The 19,114-nt window shown below is 57.1% G+C and carries 17 protein-coding genes and 3 pseudogenes; 6 read left to right on the forward strand and 14 right to left on the reverse strand.

Features of this window, described 5'->3' with window-relative positions; all coding sequences use genetic code 11:
• Window positions 1-368: pseudogene (locus HMPREF1024_RS29080) on the forward strand (IS3 family transposase); the annotation flags it as partial.
• A gap of 30 nt (window positions 369-398) precedes the next feature.
• Window positions 399-1,160: pseudogene (locus HMPREF1024_RS08185) on the forward strand (DUF2955 domain-containing protein); the annotation flags it as partial.
• On the opposite strand, the gene HMPREF1024_RS08180 reads toward HMPREF1024_RS08185, so the two are convergent.
• The 8 genes and pseudogenes from HMPREF1024_RS08180 to HMPREF1024_RS08150 form a co-directional block, all read right to left on the reverse strand.
• A complete protein-coding gene (locus HMPREF1024_RS08180) occupies window positions 1,157-1,411 on the reverse strand; it encodes a DUF3343 domain-containing protein (RefSeq protein WP_002887412.1) in 255 nt (84 codons plus the stop codon). The pseudogene HMPREF1024_RS08185 and the gene HMPREF1024_RS08180 sit on opposite strands and share 4 nt — an antisense overlap.
• A complete protein-coding gene (gene yjiL, locus HMPREF1024_RS08175) occupies window positions 1,408-2,175 on the reverse strand; it encodes a putative 2-hydroxyacyl-CoA dehydratase activator YjiL (RefSeq protein ID WP_002887413.1) in 768 nt (255 codons plus the stop codon). Before yjiL ends, HMPREF1024_RS08180 begins: the two co-directional genes overlap by 4 nt.
• 9 nt (window positions 2,176-2,184) lie before the next feature.
• On the reverse strand, window positions 2,185-3,336 hold the full coding sequence (locus tag HMPREF1024_RS08170) for a double-cubane-cluster-containing anaerobic reductase (protein WP_002887414.1): 1,152 nt from the start codon (window positions 3,334-3,336) through the stop codon (window positions 2,185-2,187).
• Window positions 3,337-3,433: 97 nt separating this feature from the next.
• Window positions 3,434-3,673, reverse strand: coding sequence for a DUF2164 domain-containing protein (locus HMPREF1024_RS08165; protein ID WP_004146111.1), 240 nt, complete (start codon window positions 3,671-3,673; stop codon window positions 3,434-3,436).
• Window positions 3,674-3,698: 25 nt separating this feature from the next.
• A pseudogene (mdtM, locus tag HMPREF1024_RS0127025) lies at window positions 3,699-4,939 on the reverse strand (multidrug efflux MFS transporter MdtM).
• A 53-nt stretch (window positions 4,940-4,992) separates the two neighbouring features.
• Window positions 4,993-6,285, reverse strand: a complete 1,293-nt coding sequence (locus tag HMPREF1024_RS08160; RefSeq protein WP_004146918.1) for a DUF445 domain-containing protein — start codon at window positions 6,283-6,285, stop codon at window positions 4,993-4,995.
• The gene (locus HMPREF1024_RS08155; protein ID WP_004177543.1) at window positions 6,278-6,940 is read right to left on the reverse strand and encodes a LysE family translocator; all 663 of its coding nucleotides are present in this window, start codon (window positions 6,938-6,940) and stop codon (window positions 6,278-6,280) included. Before HMPREF1024_RS08155 ends, HMPREF1024_RS08160 begins: the two co-directional genes overlap by 8 nt.
• 47 nt (window positions 6,941-6,987) lie before the next feature.
• The gene (locus HMPREF1024_RS08150) at window positions 6,988-7,803 is read right to left on the reverse strand and encodes an AraC family transcriptional regulator (RefSeq protein WP_004211325.1); all 816 of its coding nucleotides are present in this window, start codon (window positions 7,801-7,803) and stop codon (window positions 6,988-6,990) included.
• A gap of 215 nt (window positions 7,804-8,018) precedes the next feature.
• Between HMPREF1024_RS08150 and HMPREF1024_RS08145 the strand changes: the two genes are divergently transcribed.
• Together HMPREF1024_RS08145 and HMPREF1024_RS08140 are read left to right on the forward strand one after the other, a co-directional pair.
• Complete coding sequence (locus tag HMPREF1024_RS08145) at window positions 8,019-8,921, forward strand: Rpn family recombination-promoting nuclease/putative transposase (protein ID WP_004211327.1); 903 nt, start codon at window positions 8,019-8,021, stop codon at window positions 8,919-8,921.
• 158 nt (window positions 8,922-9,079) lie between these two features.
• Complete coding sequence (locus HMPREF1024_RS08140) at window positions 9,080-10,450, forward strand: NAD-dependent succinate-semialdehyde dehydrogenase (protein ID WP_004146105.1); 1,371 nt, start codon at window positions 9,080-9,082, stop codon at window positions 10,448-10,450.
• A gap of 96 nt (window positions 10,451-10,546) precedes the next feature.
• Here HMPREF1024_RS08140 and HMPREF1024_RS08135 read toward each other — a convergent pair whose 3' ends face one another.
• The 4 genes from HMPREF1024_RS08135 to HMPREF1024_RS08120 all read right to left on the reverse strand — a co-directional run bounded on the left by HMPREF1024_RS08135 (window position 10,547) and on the right by HMPREF1024_RS08120 (window position 14,915).
• Entirely contained in the window at window positions 10,547-11,092 is a 546-nt protein-coding gene (locus HMPREF1024_RS08135; RefSeq protein ID WP_004177540.1) for a YfaZ family outer membrane protein, read from the reverse strand.
• Between the two features lie 391 nt (window positions 11,093-11,483).
• Window positions 11,484-12,440 (reverse strand): GTPase, encoded by a 957-nt coding sequence (gene yjiA, locus HMPREF1024_RS08130; protein WP_002887442.1) that lies wholly within the window; start codon window positions 12,438-12,440, stop codon window positions 11,484-11,486.
• Between the two features lie 11 nt (window positions 12,441-12,451).
• A complete protein-coding gene (locus HMPREF1024_RS08125) occupies window positions 12,452-12,655 on the reverse strand; it encodes a YbdD/YjiX family protein (protein ID WP_002887451.1) in 204 nt (67 codons plus the stop codon).
• 109 nt (window positions 12,656-12,764) lie between these two features.
• The gene (locus HMPREF1024_RS08120; RefSeq protein WP_002887454.1) at window positions 12,765-14,915 is read right to left on the reverse strand and encodes a carbon starvation protein; all 2,151 of its coding nucleotides are present in this window, start codon (window positions 14,913-14,915) and stop codon (window positions 12,765-12,767) included.
• Between the two features lie 384 nt (window positions 14,916-15,299).
• Here HMPREF1024_RS08120 and HMPREF1024_RS08115 point away from each other — a divergent pair, with 384 nt between their 5' ends.
• A complete protein-coding gene (locus tag HMPREF1024_RS08115; RefSeq protein WP_004177539.1) occupies window positions 15,300-15,923 on the forward strand; it encodes a hypothetical protein in 624 nt (207 codons plus the stop codon).
• Window positions 15,924-16,050: 127 nt separating this feature from the next.
• Entirely contained in the window at window positions 16,051-16,761 is a 711-nt protein-coding gene (locus HMPREF1024_RS08110) for an ascBF operon repressor (RefSeq protein WP_002887465.1), read from the forward strand.
• A gap of 74 nt (window positions 16,762-16,835) precedes the next feature.
• Here HMPREF1024_RS08110 and HMPREF1024_RS08105 read toward each other — a convergent pair whose 3' ends face one another.
• Window positions 16,836-17,348, reverse strand: coding sequence for a 4-hydroxyphenylacetate 3-monooxygenase reductase subunit (locus HMPREF1024_RS08105; RefSeq protein WP_002887467.1), 513 nt, complete (start codon window positions 17,346-17,348; stop codon window positions 16,836-16,838).
• A gap of 19 nt (window positions 17,349-17,367) precedes the next feature.
• A complete protein-coding gene (gene hpaB / locus HMPREF1024_RS08100) occupies window positions 17,368-18,930 on the reverse strand; it encodes a 4-hydroxyphenylacetate 3-monooxygenase, oxygenase component (protein ID WP_002887473.1) in 1,563 nt (520 codons plus the stop codon).
• Window positions 18,931-19,114: the final 184 nt, after the last annotated feature.

A 19,114-nucleotide genomic window follows, 5' to 3' on the forward strand; every position in this document is an offset into this window, starting at 1 on the left:
AATGACGGCCCGGCTGGTATGCGATGCCCTGCAAATGGCGCTGTGGCGGCGTAAGCGGCCAAAAAGGGGTTATAGCCCACAGCGACCGGGGTGGTCAGTACTGCTCAGCAGATTATCAGGCCCTGTTGAAGCAGCACGACCTTCGGGGCAGCATGAGTGCAAAAGGCTGCTGCTATGACAATGCCTGCGCGGAAAGCTTTTTCCACACGCTGAAGGTAGAGTGCATCCACGGTGAGCGTCTAATCAGTCGCGATGATATGCGTACGATGGTATTTAATTACATTGAGTGCGATTACAATCGCTGGCGTCGTCACAGTGCCTGTGGCGGCCTCAGCCCGGAACAATTTGAAAATCAGAATCTCGCTTAGGCGCGTGTCCATATTACGAGGAGAGGATCAGTGTTTGCCCTGTACGTGATGCGTTTCCGCTTTATGAGCCAGGGACCGCTGTTCCTGTTGGGATCGATGGGGGTGGTGTGCCAGAGCACGATGCTCAACTTTATGAGCTATCCCACCAGCAACTGGCACACCCTGATGTTCTCCAATATGGAAGCCTGCGTGATGGCCGTGGCGCTGAGCGCGCTGCTGCATTACCTGATCCCGGACGTCGAACCGCGCAAGCCGCCGCCGCGGATTGAGAAAGACGCCGCCCGCATCCGTCATGAGTCGCTGCTCTCCGGTACGGTAGCGACGATCATCTTTGTGGTGTTTCAGATCTGCGATCTCAGCGACTCGCTGTCGGCGCTGATGGCCGGGATCCTGATCCTGTTCCCGATGCACTATCGTGGGGCGGTGATCAGCTCGATCTGGCGCGTCGTCGGGGTGGTGCTGGCCTGTCTCTATATACTGGTGGTGCAGCTGATTATCTATGATTTCAGCAACCACATGATCCTGATGATGCCGCTGATTGGTCTCGGGCTGGCCTTCAGCGCCCGCCTCCACGTGATGGAGAAAGTGGGCGCCGGGGTGGGCTTCGCCAGCATCACTACCATCGGCATTATGTTCGGCCAGAATCTGCATCCGTATCAGGATCTGGTGTTCAGCGATCTGTACCGCATCACCTCGGTGACGGTCTCGCTGGTGGTGACGCTGACCCTGGTTTTTCTCATGCACCGCCTGCTGAACTGTTTCGCGGCGACGCGTTTTGTGGTGAGCGATTAACCTGCAGGTGGGAAGGTGGCGAGACAGCGCCATGCTTCCCCGTTCTGCTGATACAGCGCCGCCGTCTGTTCCGGGACGATCCAGCCTCGCGCATCGGCTTCCGTCCCCTCCAGCAGGATGCACAGCCCGCAGCCGCTGCGCAGCTGGCGGGGTATATCTTTGACCTCGAAGGCCACTCCCGCCGCCTGCATGGCTTTGCGCATCCGCACCACCCCCACCGTGGAGTGAAATAAAAACAGAAACGTTGTCATCCGCGCCTCCGCTGGCGCTGGCCGATCAGCGCCGCGCCGATCGCCCCGGCAAACTGGGCGTCGGGATGGGTTGTCACCGCCATGCCGACATGGCTTTCCAGCATCCGGGCAAAGGCGGCGCAGTGGCTGACGCCGCCGGTAAACAGCAGCGGCCCCTGCGCCGATAAGCGGCCGATAAAGTTCGCGCTGCGCCGGGCCATGGCGTTAATCACCCCGGCCAGAATCGCCTCCGGCGCGACGCCGGCCGACCGCAGGCTGATGACCTCCGATTCGGCAAACACCGTGCACATACTGGTAATGGCGTGCGGTTCCACGCCGTCGGTAATGGCGTCCAGTTGTTCGACGCTGGCGCCGAGGGTGCGTGAAATGACTTCCAGAAAGCGGCCGGTGCCGGCGGCGCATTTGTCATTCATCAGGAAGTCGCTGAGGTTGCCCCCGGCGTCCAGCTGGATAACTTTGCTGTCCTGGCCGCCGATATCAATCACCGTGCGGGTGTCCGGCGCCAGCAGGCGGGCGCCGAGGCCGTGACAAGAGATCTCCGTCACCTGCTTATCGGCAAAATCCACCAGCTGGCGGCCATAGCCGGTGAGGGTTAAAAAAGGCGTCTCCGTGAGGCCAGCGCGCAGTGTCTCCCAGGCCTCGTGGATGGCGTCGGCGGGGCGAAAGGGAGTGGGGCAGAGGAAGCGGCGCACGATGACGCCGTCCGCCAGCAGGATGCCTTTTGTGGCGGTGGAGCCGGAATCAATGCCAACCGTATAGTTCACGCCAGCTCCTTACAGCATTTCGATAAAGGCGGCGACGCGGGTGCTGAGCTGGCCGAGGTCCGCTGTCGAATAGTCGGTTTCAATCGCCATGTAAGGAAGATCGTGCTGTTGGCGCAGATGGCGTTTAATCGCCAGCGATTCCACGGCATAGGTATGGCAGGCCTGCAAAATGACGTCGATCACCCCGTCGGCCTGATACTCCTCCACCATCTGGCTCAGCAGCTGCAGACGCTGGTCGTTGGGGGAGATACAGGAGCAGCCGATGGCGAGATATTTATCGGTTAAGGCGTCGTAGACGTCGCCCTCTTCCGCCACGCAGCGCTCGGTCGCTTTCGCGCCGGTGCAGTTCTCATAGCCGACCACCCAGCCGCCGTTTTCCTCGATGGCGCGGACCACTTTTTCCGCCGCGCCGCCGATCGGGCAGCCGGTGATCAGGATCCGCGGACGAGGTTCCAGCCGTTTACCCTGCTGCCACTCCTGATGGATGCGCTCCGCCATGGCATGCAGTTCATCAATCAGGGCGGTTTTGTCGAAACGAAAAGTGGCGCCGTACACCACTTTCAGGATGTCGCCGCCGCTGAGCGCCGGCGGATTGAGCTGCCCGAGACGATAAAAGTGGGCCAGCGCCCGGCGCTCGCGATTTTTCAACACGATGGCTTCGCGCAGCGCCGCCTCGCTAATCGGCGTGCCAAACCGGGCCTCAATCACCTGCTGCAGGCGCAGGATCTCCGTTTTCCACAGTGCGCGCGAGGCGGCATCGCTGGCGCTGTTCGGCAACTGCATGACGTGGACCGCCTTGAACTCGGCCATGTACTCATACATTTTCTTTTTGCCGTCGCAGGTGGTTTCCCCAACCACCAGGTCAGAGAAATAGAAGTAGGGACATTTATCGGTTTTGCCGAAGCCGTAGCTGCTTTTGATAAGCGGGCAGAGGTTGCGCGGGAGATCTTTTTCCGCTTCCTCGATGGTTTCATCGGAGGTTGAGCACAGCGAGACGACAACGGCGCCCGCCGCCATGGCGATCTCCTGGGGCATAAAGGTGCAGTAAGTGCCCACCAGCGGTACGTTCTGCTCTTTAAGATCCATGACGGTGAGAAAGCCCTTCTGGCGAGCTTCTGAGAACTGGTCAAAAATGGCGGGTAGATCGGTGATAAGCGACATGGTTTTCCTTCCCCGTACACGGGAGATGCTGAAAGAGTCGCCATTATAGCCATGGTGTATGCAGGGTTTTATTGATCTCCTGCGTCTGTACGCGGTGTTAATAGACCTTTTTCAAATCCATCTCTTCCTGGATACGCTCGCTCCACGCCTGATGGGTGCGGATGGCCTCTTCGATACCGGCGTTGTAAAACAGCGGCCCCAGTTCTTTGGCGATAAAGTCGACGAAAAATTCGGCGTCAAACTGCTCCAGTTCGAGGTCGAAGGTCTCTGCGCAGTACTTGCTGAGCTTGTCGCGCAGCAGGTCGCGCTGCGCCTGGCTGAGTTCAATGTCATTCATGATGGGGCTTTCTCCGTAAAAGGGCTCACGACTGCCGGGCTTCGATCACCGCTTGTCCGCGCTGGTGGCGTAACAGTCCGGCCAGGCAGCAGGCGGCGACAATCCCGGCGGCCACCGCCAACAGGTGGAAGGGGAGTCTGCCGCCATGGAACCACAGCCAGCGCGCGCCTTCAATTGATAACGCGCTGACGCTGAGGATCACGATATTCAGCGAGGCGGAGACCGTGCCTTTCAGCAGGTCGTTGGAAAAGAGGGTAAAGCGAAACAGCGTCGGGAAAATCAGCCCGATGCCGAAGGCGTAGAAGCAGGTGCCGAGCACCGACCACAGCCAGACGTGGGGCCATACCAGATTGCCAGCGATCAGGATGGCCAGGCCGAGCATCTGTACCGGCACCGCGCTGAGGACAAAGCGCGGGCGGGTAGGGTCTTTTACCCAGCGCGCCACCGACAGGTTGGCGATGATAACGGCGCTGAAGACCGGCACCTGGCTCCAGGCGAACTCGCTGGTGGTCAGTCCGCCGGCGTCCATTAAAATCACTGGCGATACCGCCACCCAGCTCATCAGCGGAATATAGCTCAGCGACAGCGTGGCGGCGCCGAGTAAAAAGATGCGGTTGCGAAAGACGTTGCGAAAATCGCGCAGCACGCCAGGGGGCTGAACGGCACATCGCCGCGGCGCACCGTCTCCGGCATGGTCAACAGCAGGCCGAGCCAGGCCACCAATCCCATGGCGGCGATAATGCCGAACAGCGCTTTCCAGTGGATGAAATGCATCAGCGCCGCGCCGGAGAGCGGGCCGACGATCGGCGCCACCAGCACGACGGAGGTGATCACTGCCATCAGCCTGATCGACCTTTTTTCCTCAAAGGCCTCCTGTACGGTGACGTAGCCGACGGTGGCGATAAAGCAGATGCTGGTGCCCTGCACGAAGCGGGCAATCAGGAACTGCGTCATGGAGGTGGTGAACAGGGTCGCCAGGCATGCGAGGGTGAAAATCAGCGCGCCGGTGAGCAGCACCGGACGCCGTCCTATCCGGTCAGAGAGCGGCCCCAGCAGCCACTGTAGCGCCATGCCGCCGGCCATATACAGGCTCACCGAGGCCGGAGCCAGCGCCACATCAGCATTGAAATCCCGCACCACGTGCAGGATCCCCGGCTGGATCAGATCGGTAGTGAGATAAGCGGAAAAATCATACAGAATTAACGCCGCCGGGAAGAACAGCGCGGCGGCGTGTCGGCTCAGCCAGTGGGAAATCCTGTGCATCATCTCGCCCTCCCTGTGGAATATTTATCAGCGCTATTGTTCGGATAGTATCATTGCTAACCAATATGCAGATGCAGCAGCGAGGGGATCTGCGAGAGCAGCCACAACAACAGGCCGATGGTTCCCCCCACCAGGGTACCGTTGATGCGGATGAACTGCAGATCTTTACCGATATTGAGCTCGATCTGCCGCGACATATCGCGGGCGTCCCAGCTCTTCACTGTGTCGCTGATATGGCGGGTGAGGAAGGCGGCGAACTCCGGCGCCACCCGGTGCGCCGCCTGCTCCAGGTGTTCGTTAAGCGATTCGCGCAGCGCGTCGTCGCGGAGTAAGGTTTCACCGAACCACTGCCCCGCCTCGGCGATACGCTGCTTAATACGTGAGTCGTCGCTGCTGATATCGTTTTTTACCCAGCCGCGCAGGTCGCCCCATACTTCGCCAAGATAGTGGTTAAAGGTCTCATCATTTTTTAGCCAGGCTTTGATGTTATCGGCCTTCTGCGCCATATCCGGGTCGGATTTCAGGTTATCGATAAGCTTTTGCACGGCGCGGTCAAAAGTCTGACGGATCTGATGCGTACGGTCGTGAGTCACCTCGTCCAGCAGGGTATTCACCGCGTCGGTGACCATCTCAGCGCTGTGCTCGCCGAGCCACTCGGTGGGTAGGAGTTTGGCCTTCAGCGGGTGTTCGGTCTCCAGCCAGTGTACGATGCCGCGGGCGATAAAGGCGCGGGAGCTGTCGCGCTGCAGCAGGGCAATCAGTTGGTTTATCAGCGAATCGAGCAGCTTTTGATGGCGATTGTCGCGGGTCAGTCCCTCCAGCATCATGGCGCTGGTCTGCGTCAGGTCGACCTTATCGATAGCCTTATGCACCGCGCGTCGCAGCAGACGTTGAATGCGCGCGTCATCGGTCAGTTCGAGAAAACCGCTCATCACCTGCAGCAGGTGCTGGCCGACCCGTCGGGCGTTCTCCGGCTGGCTGAACCAGTTGCCGAGCATCAGGGCTGGCTGATAGCGGCGGATCAGCGCGACCAGCGACGGGGTATCAAGGAACTTTTCCTCGACAAAGCGGCCGAGGTTGTCGGCGATGCGGTCTTTATTGCGCGGAATAATCGCCGTATGGCGGGCGACAAAGGGCAGCGGAATACGGCGAAACAGAGCCACGACCGCAAACCAGTCGGCCAGCGCCCCGACCATCGCCGCTTCGGAAATAGCTTTTAGCGCACCGACCCAGGGCGACGGTGGTAGCGCGAGGGTAGTGATAAAAATGGCGGCTGCAATCAGCAGCAGCGACAGCGCCAGCAGTTTGGCGCGTTTCAGTTCAGCGAGTTTTTCCATATGCTTAAGCATATAGCCTGACGGCGAGGTCGTGCAAAAATCGCCAGATAATCCCCAGGCCGAAGAGCATCAGGATCGCCCCCGCCGCCCGCTCGACTCGCCAGACGATGGCGCCCAGGCGGCGCTGTATCTGCGGCAGCGCAATCGCGCTCACCAGCAGTAAATCCCAGAAGAACACCACGCTGACCATCCACAGCCCGCTCACCGTTTGCTGAAGCAGGGTTACAGCCGGCCCGAGCAGGGAAGTCATCAGCGCCAGATAAAACAGGGCGTTTTTGGGGTTGAGCAGCGATGACCCCAGCCCCAGCAGCAGCTGCCTGCCGAACCCCGGACGCGCTGCGCGAACGCTCTCCATCGCCAGCGTCGCGGGACGGCTGCGTATCAGCAGGCTGCCAATCCACAATAAATAGCCCGCCCCCAGCAGCTCGATGAGCAAAAAAAGCAGCGGCGCCTGGCGCAGAAGCCCCCAGCCGACGATGGCGAGCACAATATACAGCGCATTGCCTGCGGCGATGCCGAGACACAATCCGATGCTGCCGCGGATCCGGTAGCGCACGGCGTAGCCGACCAGCAGAAAAAAATCAGGGCCCGGACTGAGCAGAGCGACAAAGTGGGACAGGGCTAACGCCGGGAAGGCGGCGGGAAAGAGCGTCGATAAGGTATGCATAGTGGCCTCGATAATGGTGCAGAGGCCACCCTACGCCAGGTGGCGTATTACTTATTGTCAGATATTGATCTGCTTTGCGCATACTGCCGCGGCGTGGCGGCGGTATAGCTGACAAAGGTTTTATGGAAATGGCTCTGATCGGCAAAGCCAGCCTGATAGCCAACGTCGGCGATAGGATCCCCGGCGCGTAAGCGCGTTTTCGCATATTCGATGCGCGCCATGTTGATCAAACTGGCAGGCGTCAGGCCGGTATCTTGTTTCACGGCGCGGATAACGGTCTCTTTACGAAGCGCGCTGTCGTGGGCCAGCTTATCCAGCGACGGCGACGCCGGCAGATCCATCGCCAGGCGCTGAAACAGCAGGGCGCTGGCGTGATGTGGCGCCTGCGGCGCGGCGGCGCACAGCGGCAGCGCGTGCAGGAGTTGCGCCAGCCGGGCGGGCAGTTGTTCAAGGCTCCCGCGGTTCATCAGGGCGACAACCTGCTGGAAACTGGCAAAGAGAGGGCTGTCGCGCAGCAGCGGCTGCGGCGAGGTGATACTGGCGCCAGGGGGAATATCCGGGCGCTGCGCGCGGCACCATGTCGCGTCCAGGTAAAGCATGTGATAGCTGCGCGGCCTGTCATGCAGCGGATTACAGCTATGCGGCGCGTGCGGCGGGATCACGATCAGATCCCCGGGCTGTAGCAGGTACTCCTGGCCAGCGCACAGGCAGCGCGTTTCCCCCTCGATAATCGCCCCCACCGAGAGCTGGGGGTGGCTGTGGCGCTTATAGGCCTGGCGGCTGCGCCAGGTGCTGCGCAGCTCCAGCCACGGCAGACGATCGTCTCGCCAGAAGGTTTGGGGAATATCTCGGGTATGGTTCACTGCTTTGGCCTTTGCTGCGGGGATAAGCCGTTTATAGCATGCTGCGCCGAGGCTGTCGCCCGCCTGGATTTGCGTACCGCGTCGAAAAAGGATGTCACGCTTGCAGTCCGGGGAAATATGTTTTCGTAGCGGAATGTAAAATCCCGGTTTCCGGGGTGCCAGAGACATTCATGGGATGTAGAGTCCCTGCAGGATAAGCAGGCAGGGATGAGCCGATGGCAAAGGGCACCACCTCGACGCCGCATGATGCGGTGTTTAAACAGTTCCTCACTCAGGCCGACACCGCGCGCGATTTTCTGGCGATCCATCTACCGCCTGCGCTGCGTCAGCGCTGCGACCTCGATACCTTACAGCTGGAATCGGCAAGCTTTATCGAGGAGAGCCTGCGGGCCTGGTACTCCGATGTGCTGTGGTCACTCAAAACCGCGTCTGGCGAGGGCTACATTTATGTGGTTATCGAACATCAGAGCTCGCCGGATGCGCAGATGGCCTTCCGCCTGATGCGCTACGCCATCGCCGCGATGCAGCGCCATCTTGATGGCGGTCATACAAAACTGCCGCTGGTGGTGCCGATGCTGTTCTATCACGGAGCGACCACGCCATACCCGTGGTCACTCAACTGGCTGGACTGTTTTGCCGATCCACAGCTGGCGAGTGAGCTTTATATCTCGCCCTTTCCGCTGGTGGATGTCACGGTGATCCCCGACGATGAGATCGTTCGCCACCGGCGCGTGGCATTACTCGAGCTGATACAGAAGCATATTCGCCAGCGCGATTTAATGGGCATTGTTGAGCAACTGACGACGATTTTACTTAGCGGGGACGCTAATGACAGACAGCTAAAAACGCTGTTTAATTATCTGCTGCAGACTGGCAACGCGCGCCGCTTTGGCCGGTTTATCCACGAAGTGGCGCAACGGGTTCCTCAGCACAGGGAGAGATTGATGACTATTGCTGAAAGATTACAGGAAGTGGGCCGCAGAAAAGGCAAGCGTGAAGGACAGCATGCCGAGGCGCTGCGCATTGCCCAGAGGATGCTGGCCGACGGCATTGCCCGCGAGACGGTGGTGAAAATCACCGGCCTGACCGCCGACGAGATCGCCGCGCTGGCGCATTAATAACGCCGGGGCGGCCTGACGGTCGCCCCGGTTAGCCTCTTTATGGAATATTCCGGATATACCTAACTTTACCCGCATCGCCAGCCATCTCGACTACCCTTAATATCCTTAACGGCATTTTTGACTGCCTTAGTAGCGATAACAAGGAGACATGCGATATGGCCTATCAGACGGTGAATCCTGCGAACAATCAGCTTATTAAAACGTACCCGGCGCACAGCGATGCGGATGTGGAGGCGGCGCTGCAGCAGGCGGATGCGCTCTACCATTCTGCTTGGGCAAAAGGCGATATTGAACCGCGGCTGGCGGTACTGCATAAGCTGGCGGATCTGATCGATAGCCGGGCGGAGGAGCTGGCAAAAATCGCTAGCCAGGAGATGGGGAAACTCATTAAGCAGAGCCGCGGCGAAGTGAAACTTTGCGCGCAGATCGCCCGCTATTACGCCGATAACGCCAAATCGTTCCTGGCGCCGGTGAAGTATCCCTCCGAACTGGGTGAAGCCTGGGTTGAGCACCATCCCATTGGCGTCTTACTGGCGGTGGAGCCGTGGAACTTCCCCTATTACCAGCTGATGCGCGTCCTTGCGCCAAACCTGGCGGCCGGTAACCCGGTTATCGCCAAACACGCCAGCATTGTGCCGCACTGCGCGGAGACCTTTGCCCATCTGGTGCGTGAGGCCGGCGCTCCGGAGGGGGCGTGGACTAACCTGTTTATCTCCCAGGATCAGGTGGCGAAGATTATCGCCGACGATCGCGTGCAGGGCGCGGCGCTAACGGGGTCGGAGAAAGCCGGCAGCGTGGTGGCGGCGCAGGCGGCGAAGCATATTAAGAAATCAACGCTGGAACTGGGCGGCAATGATGTGTTTGTCGTGCTGGACGATGCCGACCTGGAGCGCGCGGTGAAAATCGGCGTCCAGGCGCGGCTGAACAACGCCGGCCAGGTGTGTACCGCTGCCAAGCGCTTTATCCTGCACGAAAATATCGCGGATGCGTTCCTGACAAAATTTAGCGAGGCGTTTCGCCAGGTGAAAATCGGCGATCCGCTGGATGAAAGCACCACGCTGGGGCCGCTCTCTTCCAAAGATGCGCTGGATACCCTAAGCAAACAGGTGGACGAGGCGGTGAAAAATGGCGCTAAGCTGCATCTGGGCGGCAAAGCGGTGGCTCGAGAAGGCAATTTCTTTGAACCCACCATTTTGACCGGTATCACCCGTGATAATCCGGCGTACTTCGAAGAGTTCTTTGGCCCGGTGGCGCAGATCTACGTGGTGAAAAACGATGAGGAGGCAATCCAGCTGGCCAATGATTCCCACTATGGTCTGGGCGGCGCGGTGTTCAGTCAGGATATCGAACGCGCCAAACGGATGGCCTCCGCCATTGAAACCGGAATGGTTTATATCAACTGGCTCACCGATACCGCGCCGGAGCTGCCGTTTGGCGGCGTGAAGCGTTCCGGTTACGGACGGGAGCTCTCCGATCTCGGCATCAAAGAGTTTGTGAACCAGAAGCTGGTGGTGGTACGCCGCTAAGCCTATGACCCGGCCATAAAAAAACCTGCCATTCGGCAGGTTTTTTATGGCTAATGCTCAGCGCACCTTAACTTTATCGCGGGGCGTTGATCATAATCAGAAGGTGACCCCGCCGCCCACATAGGCGCCATCAATCAGGGTGTGGTTCGGGCGACCCTCTTTACCGTCAACGCTCACATGGCGGTAACCCACTTTCAACGTCACTGGACCAATCGGAGACCAGCTCACGCCGCCGTTCGCTTCAACATAGTTTTTCACGCTGTTGTTCAGACCATCCGGCGCGACATACCCTTCGCCAAACACGTGGATGCTGTCGGTCAGGGCCACGTTCACTCCGCCGCCGACCGGAAACGCGACGCCGTTATCGCCTTTTTTCGGCCCGAGGTAGATGGCTTTCGCGCCGGCGTTGAGCATCACCGGGCCCACTTCCAGGTTGTAACCCGCGCCCACACCGCCGGTCTGGCTACCATCATCGGTATTCTTCAGCCAGTGGCTTTCGGCGTACAGGCCAGAAGAGGATTTACCCATTTCCATATTCAGATTAGTGAAGTTTTTACCCTGTTCAACGGTAAACCCCACCGCCATGGCGGAACCAGAGACCGCGGTCAGGGCTGCAAGAATAAGGATGTTAAGCTTTCTCATGGTTTACTCCTCGTCAATAAAGTTGTCTGAGGGCACCTTAACAAGCGATGTTTACCTCTGCAAATGTGACTTACGTCGATTTTTTATGCTGGTTTTGTCAGGAAGGTGTTTTGAAAATGTTGTAATGACGTTGGGTTACGGCGAGGTCAATCAGCAAATTTAGCCTGTTTAGCCGTGGTTTAATTGGTGGGCTAAACAGAAACTGAACAGAGCAGTCATTAATTATTAAGGGGCCTATTCATTCAGTTTCTTATAATTTCCAAAAATGTTTCTACTGTTACTTATTAAAACGTTGCTTTACATTTTTCGACGCGCTGCCGACGTTTGGTCCCTGTTTTTGACGAGGTCTCAGAGAGAAGGGGGCCTGCGCCTTAGGGCGCAGGCGGGCAGGTTAGCGTCGTAACCCGGCAAACGCCGCGCGAATTTCCTCTTCCGGCAACTGAATGCCGATAAACACCAGCGTGCTGTGCGGCGTTTCATCGCCCCACGGGCGATCCCAGTCGGCGCTGTAGAGGCGCTGCACGCCCTGGAACAGCAGGCGATTTGGCTCGCCGTCGATCCACAGCATGCCTTTATAACGCATCAATTGCTCGGCGAAGGAGAGCAGCAGATTTTCCATTACCCGTGAAACTTCACTGATATCCACCGGATAGTCGAGCTCGACCACAATCGACGAGACGTCATTCTGTTTTTCTGCCACAAAATGAAAGCGCGGTGTGGCGCTGACAACCTTCTCTTCCAGCATAAAACCGCTGGTGTTAAACAACTGGCTTAAATCGATATCGCCGTGAATGACGGTATAAATCGGCGCCCGCGCGTTAATGCGCGCCAGCCGTTCACGCAGCTTTTCGGTGTCGCCGGCGACGTCGGTTTTGGTTAACAGGATCCGGTCCGCGTAGCCGACCTGCGACTGGGCGATGGTGAACTGATCCATCTGCTGGTCGGCATGGACGGCGTCAACCAGGGCGATCACGCCGTCCAGCAGATAGCGCTCGCAGAGCACCTGATGGGAGAAAAAGGTCTGGATAATCGGCCCCGGGTCGGCCATGCCGGTGCATTCAATCACCAGCCGGTCAAACTCGATTTCGCCGCGATCGCGACTGTCGAGGAGATCGAGCAGGGCGTCTTCCAGTTCGTTGGAGCGTGTACAGCAGATACAGCCGTTGGTCAGGGTTTTAATCTGCGTGGCGCGGTCGCCGATCAGCTGATCGTCAACGGAGACTTCGCCGAATTCGTTTTCAATCACGGCGATTTTGAAACCGTGCTGCTCATTGAGGATATGGCGCAGGAGGGTGGTTTTTCCTGCGCCGAGAAAACCGGTGAGTAGGGTGACTGCAATCGGTGCCATTATTGCCTCCATTAACAGCAGCGTACGCCGCCTTTGCCGTCGCCGCCGTAGCGGGCCTGCTGGCGTTCGCGGAAGAATTCTTCATAAGTCATGTACGGCTGATCCGGATGGTTGGTTTGCATATGCGTGACGTAGTTGTCGTAATCCGGAATGCCAATCAGCATTTTTGCCGCCTGACCGAGATATTTTTTTGCCTGACCTAAGTTACCAAACATTATAAGTTCCAGATAACGAATAAAGCCGGATGGCGGCTAGCGCCATATCCGGCCTACGTTAATGCGCTTTTGGTAGGCCGGATACGCGTAGCGCTATCCGGCATCAGGGTTAATGATGTGACGAGGTCTTCACGCCGCCTTCCGGTACCGGCACATACGGAGTCTCTTTGTCGGTACGCACCTTATTGTTGCGGACATTGAGCCAGGTTTTGATGCCGTAGAAGATGATGCTATACACCACCACCAGGAACAGAATACTCAGGCCGGCGTTGGTGTAGTTGTTGACCACGATATGGTTCATGTTGGCGATCTGCTGCGCGGTCAGCTCGCCGCCGGCGGCAATCTTCTCTTTATACTGCTGAGCCATAAAGAAGAAGCCTTCCATCTGCGGGTTGCTGCTGAACAGCTTCAGGCCCAGCGCCCAGGTGGTGCACAGCAGCAGCCATGCCGCCGGGATAACGGTGACCCAGATATATTTGGTGCGCTGCATCTTGACCAGCACCACGGTGCCAAGCACCAGCGCCACGGCGGCCAGCATCTGGTTAGAGATCCCGAACAGCGGCCACAGGCTCTTCACGCCGCCCAGCGGGTCGACCACGCCCTGATACAGCAGGTAGCCCCACAGCCCGACGCAGCCGGCGGTACCGATAATCCCGGCGACCAGCGAGTCGGTTTTTTTCAGGAACGGCACGAAGTTACCCAACAGATCCTGCAGCATAAAGCGGCCTGCGCGGGTACCCGCATCCAGCGCGGTGAGGATAAACAGCGCTTCAAACAGGATACCGAAGTGGTACCAGAAGCCCATATCCGCCATCGGGATGATTTTATGGAATACGTGGGCGATACCGACGGCCAGCGTCGGCGCGCCGCCAGCGCGGTTCAGTACCGAAGGTTCGCCGATATCTTTCGCCGTCTGCAGGATCTGCTCAGGTGAAATCACAAAGCCCCAGGAGCTGACGGTCGCCGCCGCGTGGACGGTGACTTCTTTCAACTGCGCTGCGATCATCGCCGCGTTTTCACCGCCCATTTCATGCAGGTTCGGCATGACGATGCCCAGGCCCGCCGGCGGGGTGTTCATCGCGAAGTAGAGACCCGGTTCGATAATCGAGGCCGCGACCAGCGCCATGACTGCAACAAAGGATTCCATCAGCATCGCGCCGTAGCCAATAAAGCGGGCATCGGTTTCGTTGGCCAGCAGCTTCGGCGTGGTACCGGAGGCGATCAGCGCGTGGAAGCCGGAGACCGCGCCGCAGGCGATGGTGATAAACAGGAACGGGAACAGGGCGCCTTTCCACAGCGGACCGGTACCATCAATGTACTGGGTCACTGCCGGCATTTTCAGGTCCGGGTTGAGGATAACAATCCCCAGCGCCAGGCCGACGATCACGCCGATTTTCAGGAAGGTGGCCAGATAATCGCGCGGTGCCAGAATCAGCCATACCGGCAGCAGGGCGGAAATAAACGCGTAGCCAATCAGGGTAAAGGTGATAGTGGTATCTTTAAAGGTCAACGCCGGGCCCCAGTACGGGTCGTGGGCAATCACGCCGCCGAACCAGATAGAGGCCACCAGCAGCACGATACCGATAACCGACACTTCACCGACGCGGCCTGGGCGCAGGAAGCGCATGTAGATCCCCATAAACAGGGCGATAGGCACCGTCGAGCAGACGGTAAACACGCCCCACGGGCTTTCCGCCAGCGCTTTCACCACGATGAGCGCCAGCACCGCGAGGATGATGATCATAATCAGGAAGCAGCCGAACAGGGCGATAGAGCCCGGAACCGGCCCCATCTCCTGTTTAATCATCTCGCCCAGCGAGGCGCCGTTACGCCGCGAGGAGATAAACAGCACCATGAAGTCCTGTACCGCGCCCGCCAGCACCACGCCGGCCAGCAGCCACAGGGTGCCCGGCAGATAGCCCATCTGCGCGGCCAGTACCGGGCCAACCAGCGGGCCAGCGCCGGCGATCGCGGCAAAGTGGTGGCCAAACAGCACGTAGCGGTTGGTTGGCACATAGTTCAGGCCATCGTTATTAATGACCGCCGGCGTGGAGCGCGTCGGGTCAAGCTTCATCACCTTCTGCGCGATGTACAGGCTGTAATAACGGTAGGCGACGAGGTACACAGAAACCGATGCGACGACGATCCACAGGGCGCTGACGTGCTCACCGCGGCGTAGGGCGACGACTGAGAGGCAAAATGCCCCGATGATTCCGAGAATCACCCAGGGTATGTGCTTGAATAGTTTTTTGGTATCCATAGTAAAACCTGGCGTTAATTAGATGAATAATTGGCCGAAGCCGTCTGGTTTTAAGTTAGGGTTGATGGAGGTATTGATTAGCTAGGCTGCCTTCGATCTTGCCAGAACAGCGCGCGCGTAAAGTTGGGTAAATCGGTGAGTGGTTGTATAGGGGGTTAAGCGGTTACTTGCGGGGGTAAGCGGTTAGATATGAGTACGAGAGCGCGTAAATGTGTGATTAAGCTCACAATATTATTCTGCGCATCTCAAAGATATGCTTTCAAACTGAGGATAACGATTTTTATCACCCGCAGATCACTATCTTTATTTCAAGTAGAGGTATTTTGATATTATGCTGACTTTGCCATGTCGTATGGATAGCGTTTAACAAAGGGAATTCGAGTTATGAAATTTGTAAAGATAATGATCATCGCCAGTGCTTTTTACTTAACATATGCTCATGCAAGAGAGATACATCAGGCTGTTGATGAGCCGGCAGCCCCTTATAATTTGCGCTGGGGGATGAGTTACGATGAGGCCAGAAACACGCCTTTATATTCTCTGGAGGTATCAGATATCAATTATGCCGGAAAAGACCCGGATCTGATTATCTCAACGCTGACTCCCCAGGAAGTGGGGGCGTTGAAATATCAGGAGATGAAGCTTTATTTTGATAAGAATAAAGGGCTGAAAAGTGTTTTTGTTAGCGCTGATGTTGATTCCAGTCAGCAGGCCTATAAAGTTGATGATGGCCGGGAAGCACTCGCCTTATATAATGAGGAAGTTAAGGTTCTTGATCGAGAATATGGGCCAGCGACAATCAAAGAAGAGTTCATTGCAGAAAAAGGGAAATTCTATCAAAGTCTTTCCGCCTGCATTGCAAAACAGCAGGAGTGGTATAATAAAAGATTAGATCTGAATAAAATAAAAAATTGTTCAACCTGGCAACGTACTTATAAAAAAGGTCGGGTAACCGTTTTGCTATACATCGAACCGAGACAAGTTTCCAAACATTATATTTATAAATAAATTAAAGGACTTAACGGTGAGAATATATAAGATTTTTTTTAGAAGTATTGCCATGGTCATTATGGTTATGATCCTTTCTGATTGTCGTCAGTCGTATTATATTGCCAGAAATACGGGGCGCAATATAATGACCTTATCCGACCATCAGCGCGCTAAATCGGCGTTAAACGCTAACGATTTAAATGCAGCTCAGGGCTACCTGACGGGAGAAAAATACAATAATCGCTACAGGCCTGTTAGCGGTGAGGAATCCTGGGGAAGTTTACAATATCGGGCGGCGAAAATCGTCGCCAACGCCGCGGCGAACGGTCAAAAAGTGCGTGATGATGCGCTCTATCTCGCTTATATCTCTTTGTTTGAAGCAGAAGAGGGAGTGCCCGAACATCCCGATATTATGTTGGGTTACATGCATAAAGCCATGGCGCTACTGTTAGCGAATCCGCAATTACTCGATAAAATCGATTCTAAAAATGTCAGTACTTTACCCAGCCAGTTTACCCTTGAACGCTATGCTGTATGGCAATATTTATACGATGGCGGCGAGATTGACTGGACCAAAAAAGCGCCTGAAGGTGAAGGTTATACAATTGCTGGTGAAAGCTATCAGACCTGGAATATCAAGTTAAAAAAAGCCATCTGGAATCGGGGAGACGCTTTTTTAACAAATATAGGTAAACAACAATTTATTCATGACGCTATAGATTATTCGCAATTTCCGGTTATTGCCTGTACCGCCAGGCGAAAAGGCTGGCACTTAACATTACCTGCTGACTACCGGGAACAAAATTTCCGCGGCGGTGGACGTTTTGATTGGGCTTCATGTCGCGCTGTTGAATAAGGCTGGCGGGTGAGATGACGCATATTAAGCGCCAGGTTTACGTATCGGGCGATAAGTAAACCTGGGCGCGGATTTTAGACTGCGACTTCCATTTCCATCATCACCGGGTGGAAACGGCGTTTAAAGTAAATCAGGCCGTGCCCTTGCGGGCTCAGGGTAATATTGCGGATCTCCACCAGATACACCAGGTGGGTACCAATGGTTTGCACCTGGCTAATCTCGCCTTCGAGACTGGCCAGCGAACCTTTCAGCACCGGCTGCCCGAGCGCGCCCTGCTGCCAGCCGCTGAGGGCAAACCGCTCTTCCATCGTCACCCCGGTCATCCCGGCGAAATGACGGGCCATGATTTCCTGTTCGTGGTTCAGCACGTTGATGCACAACTTGCCGTTACCCTGAAACACCGGGTTCATCGCGCTGTTGGCGTTGATACAAACCATCACCGATGGCGGCGTATCCGTCACCGAGCATACCGCCGTGGCGGTAATGCCGCAGCGGCCGGCTTCGCCTGCGGTGGTGACAACGTTAACCGCAGCCGACAGGCTGGCCATGGCATCGCGAAAACGCAGGCGTTGTTCATCTAATTGCATTATGACCTCCCGCTGTGAATTACTTCAGCAGCTTATCCAACATGTTGATATCAGCATTATTGTGCAGATGCGGCACCGTCCAGCCGTTCTGGTCGTACTCGGACAGGCAGCGGTCGACCATCGCCATCATTTTGTCCATATTGCCGGAGCTCTGCGCCTGGCGCAGACACTGCAGGCGAATTTCATCCTGGCTACCGGAGTAGTTGATCTCATACAGTTCATGGCGGCCGCCGAATTCGCTGCCGATGGCGTCCCACATCAGTTTGAGGATTTTGATACGTTCAACGTGGTCCATACCGTTGGAGCCGCGCACGTACTTCGCCAGATACTGGTCGATCTGCGGGTTGTTCAGATCGCGGGCGCTGGACGGCAGATAAATCAGGCCGCTGGTGACGTTGCGCTCGATGATGTTCTTGATCTTGGCGTAGGCCATCGGGGCCATCACGCGATAGGTCTGCAGCGCGGCGTGATCCGGCAGCCATGCGCCGTTGACCCACGGCGTCGCTTCCGAGCACATAGAATCGCTTAACGCCCAGAACATATTGCGCCACGCCACCACTTCGCCAAGGTCGGCCTGCACGCCGCGGAATTCGAGGGTGCCGGTACATTCCAGAGAGCGTTTCAGCAGGGCGGTGATAAAGTCCAGTTTTACCGCCAGGCGCACGCAGGCCTGCAGCGGGTACATGCGGGCGAAACCACCTTCCATGGTCCAGCGGCGGCAGCGGTCAAAGTCGCGATAAATCAGTACGTTCTCCCATGGGATGAGCACCTTATCCATTACCAGAATCGCGTCGTTCTCGTCGAAACGGCTGGAAAGCGGATAGTCGTACGGCGATCCGGTCGCGCCGGCGACCATCTCATAGGAGGCGCGGGAGATAAGCTTGACGCCTTCGGCATCCATCGGCGCGACGAACATCAGCGCGAAGTCCGGGTTCTCGCCCATCACCTGTGCGGAGCCGAAGCCGATCATGTTGTAGTGGGTCAGCGCCGAGTTGGTGGCGACCACTTTCGCGCCGCTGACGATGATCCCGGCATCGGTCTCTTTTTCCAGCTTGATGTAGACATCCTTCACTTCATCAGCTGGCTTGTGGCGGTCAATCGGCGGGTTGACGATAGCGTGGTTAAAGTACAGGCCGGTTTCCTGAATGCGGGTGTACCAGTTGCGGGCGTTCTGCTCGAACTGGCCGTAAAACGCCGGGTTGGCGCCCAGCGCGCAGCCGAAGGCGGCTTTGTAGTCTGGGGTGCGGCCCATCCAGCCGTAGCTTAAGCGCGACCATTCGGCGATGGCGTCGCGCTGCTGGCGCAGATCGTCGGCGCTTTTCGCCACGCGGAAGAATTTATGGGTGTAGCCGCCGCTGCCGGTATCGGTGCCCCAGCACAGGGAATCCTGCATCTCCGGTTTGTGCAGCGCATCGTACAGCTGAGCGACGGAGGCCGCGGCATTACGGAAGGCCGGATGCGTGGTGACGTCTTTCACGCGCTCGCCGTAGATATAAATTTCGCGGCCATCCTGCAGGCTTTTTAAATACTCTTCGCCAGTTAACGGGCGTTTCGCGTCGGCGCGGAAATCTTCAGGTTTCATAGGGGCCTCTTCAGTATTTATCGGAATAATAATGTTAAATATATGTTTTGTTTTTGTTGTTTAATTGAAGCGGTTATGGCGCTTGTCGTGAAGGGACGTTTGCGACAACGGCGGGTACTTTTCAGGCGGGAGTGAATTTTGTGATCTCTGCAACTTTTACCGGCTGGCGCGGCGCTGACCCGCC

It is taken from the genome of Klebsiella sp. 4_1_44FAA (assembly GCF_000238715.1).
GTDB lineage: Bacteria > Pseudomonadota > Gammaproteobacteria > Enterobacterales > Enterobacteriaceae > Klebsiella > Klebsiella pneumoniae.

Bases quoted from the DNA above. Each gene is read 5' to 3' on its own strand.
- HMPREF1024_RS08180 (WP_002887412.1), bottom strand. From the start codon at position 1,411: ATGACAACGTTTCTGTTTTTATTTCACTCCACGGTGGGGGTGGTGCGG.
- HMPREF1024_RS08170 (WP_002887414.1), bottom strand. From the start codon at position 3,336: ATGTCGCTTATCACCGATCTACCCGCCATTTTTGACCAGTTCTCAGAA.
- HMPREF1024_RS08165 (WP_004146111.1), bottom strand. From the start codon at position 3,673: ATGAATGACATTGAACTCAGCCAGGCGCAGCGCGACCTGCTGCGCGAC.
- HMPREF1024_RS08160 (WP_004146918.1), bottom strand. From the start codon at position 6,285: ATGCTTAAGCATATGGAAAAACTCGCTGAACTGAAACGCGCCAAACTG.
- HMPREF1024_RS08155 (WP_004177543.1), bottom strand. From the start codon at position 6,940: ATGCATACCTTATCGACGCTCTTTCCCGCCGCCTTCCCGGCGTTAGCC.
- HMPREF1024_RS08145 (WP_004211327.1), top strand. From the start codon at position 8,019: ATGGCAAAGGGCACCACCTCGACGCCGCATGATGCGGTGTTTAAACAG.
- HMPREF1024_RS08140 (WP_004146105.1), top strand. From the start codon at position 9,080: ATGGCCTATCAGACGGTGAATCCTGCGAACAATCAGCTTATTAAAACG.
- HMPREF1024_RS08135 (WP_004177540.1), bottom strand. From the start codon at position 11,092: ATGAGAAAGCTTAACATCCTTATTCTTGCAGCCCTGACCGCGGTCTCT.
- yjiA (WP_002887442.1), bottom strand. From the start codon at position 12,440: ATGGCACCGATTGCAGTCACCCTACTCACCGGTTTTCTCGGCGCAGGA.
- HMPREF1024_RS08125 (WP_002887451.1), bottom strand. From the start codon at position 12,655: ATGTTTGGTAACTTAGGTCAGGCAAAAAAATATCTCGGTCAGGCGGCA.
- HMPREF1024_RS08120 (WP_002887454.1), bottom strand. From the start codon at position 14,915: ATGGATACCAAAAAACTATTCAAGCACATACCCTGGGTGATTCTCGGA.
- HMPREF1024_RS08115 (WP_004177539.1), top strand. From the start codon at position 15,300: ATGAAATTTGTAAAGATAATGATCATCGCCAGTGCTTTTTACTTAACA.
- HMPREF1024_RS08110 (WP_002887465.1), top strand. From the start codon at position 16,051: ATGACCTTATCCGACCATCAGCGCGCTAAATCGGCGTTAAACGCTAAC.
- HMPREF1024_RS08105 (WP_002887467.1), bottom strand. From the start codon at position 17,348: ATGCAATTAGATGAACAACGCCTGCGTTTTCGCGATGCCATGGCCAGC.
- hpaB (WP_002887473.1), bottom strand. From the start codon at position 18,930: ATGAAACCTGAAGATTTCCGCGCCGACGCGAAACGCCCGTTAACTGGC.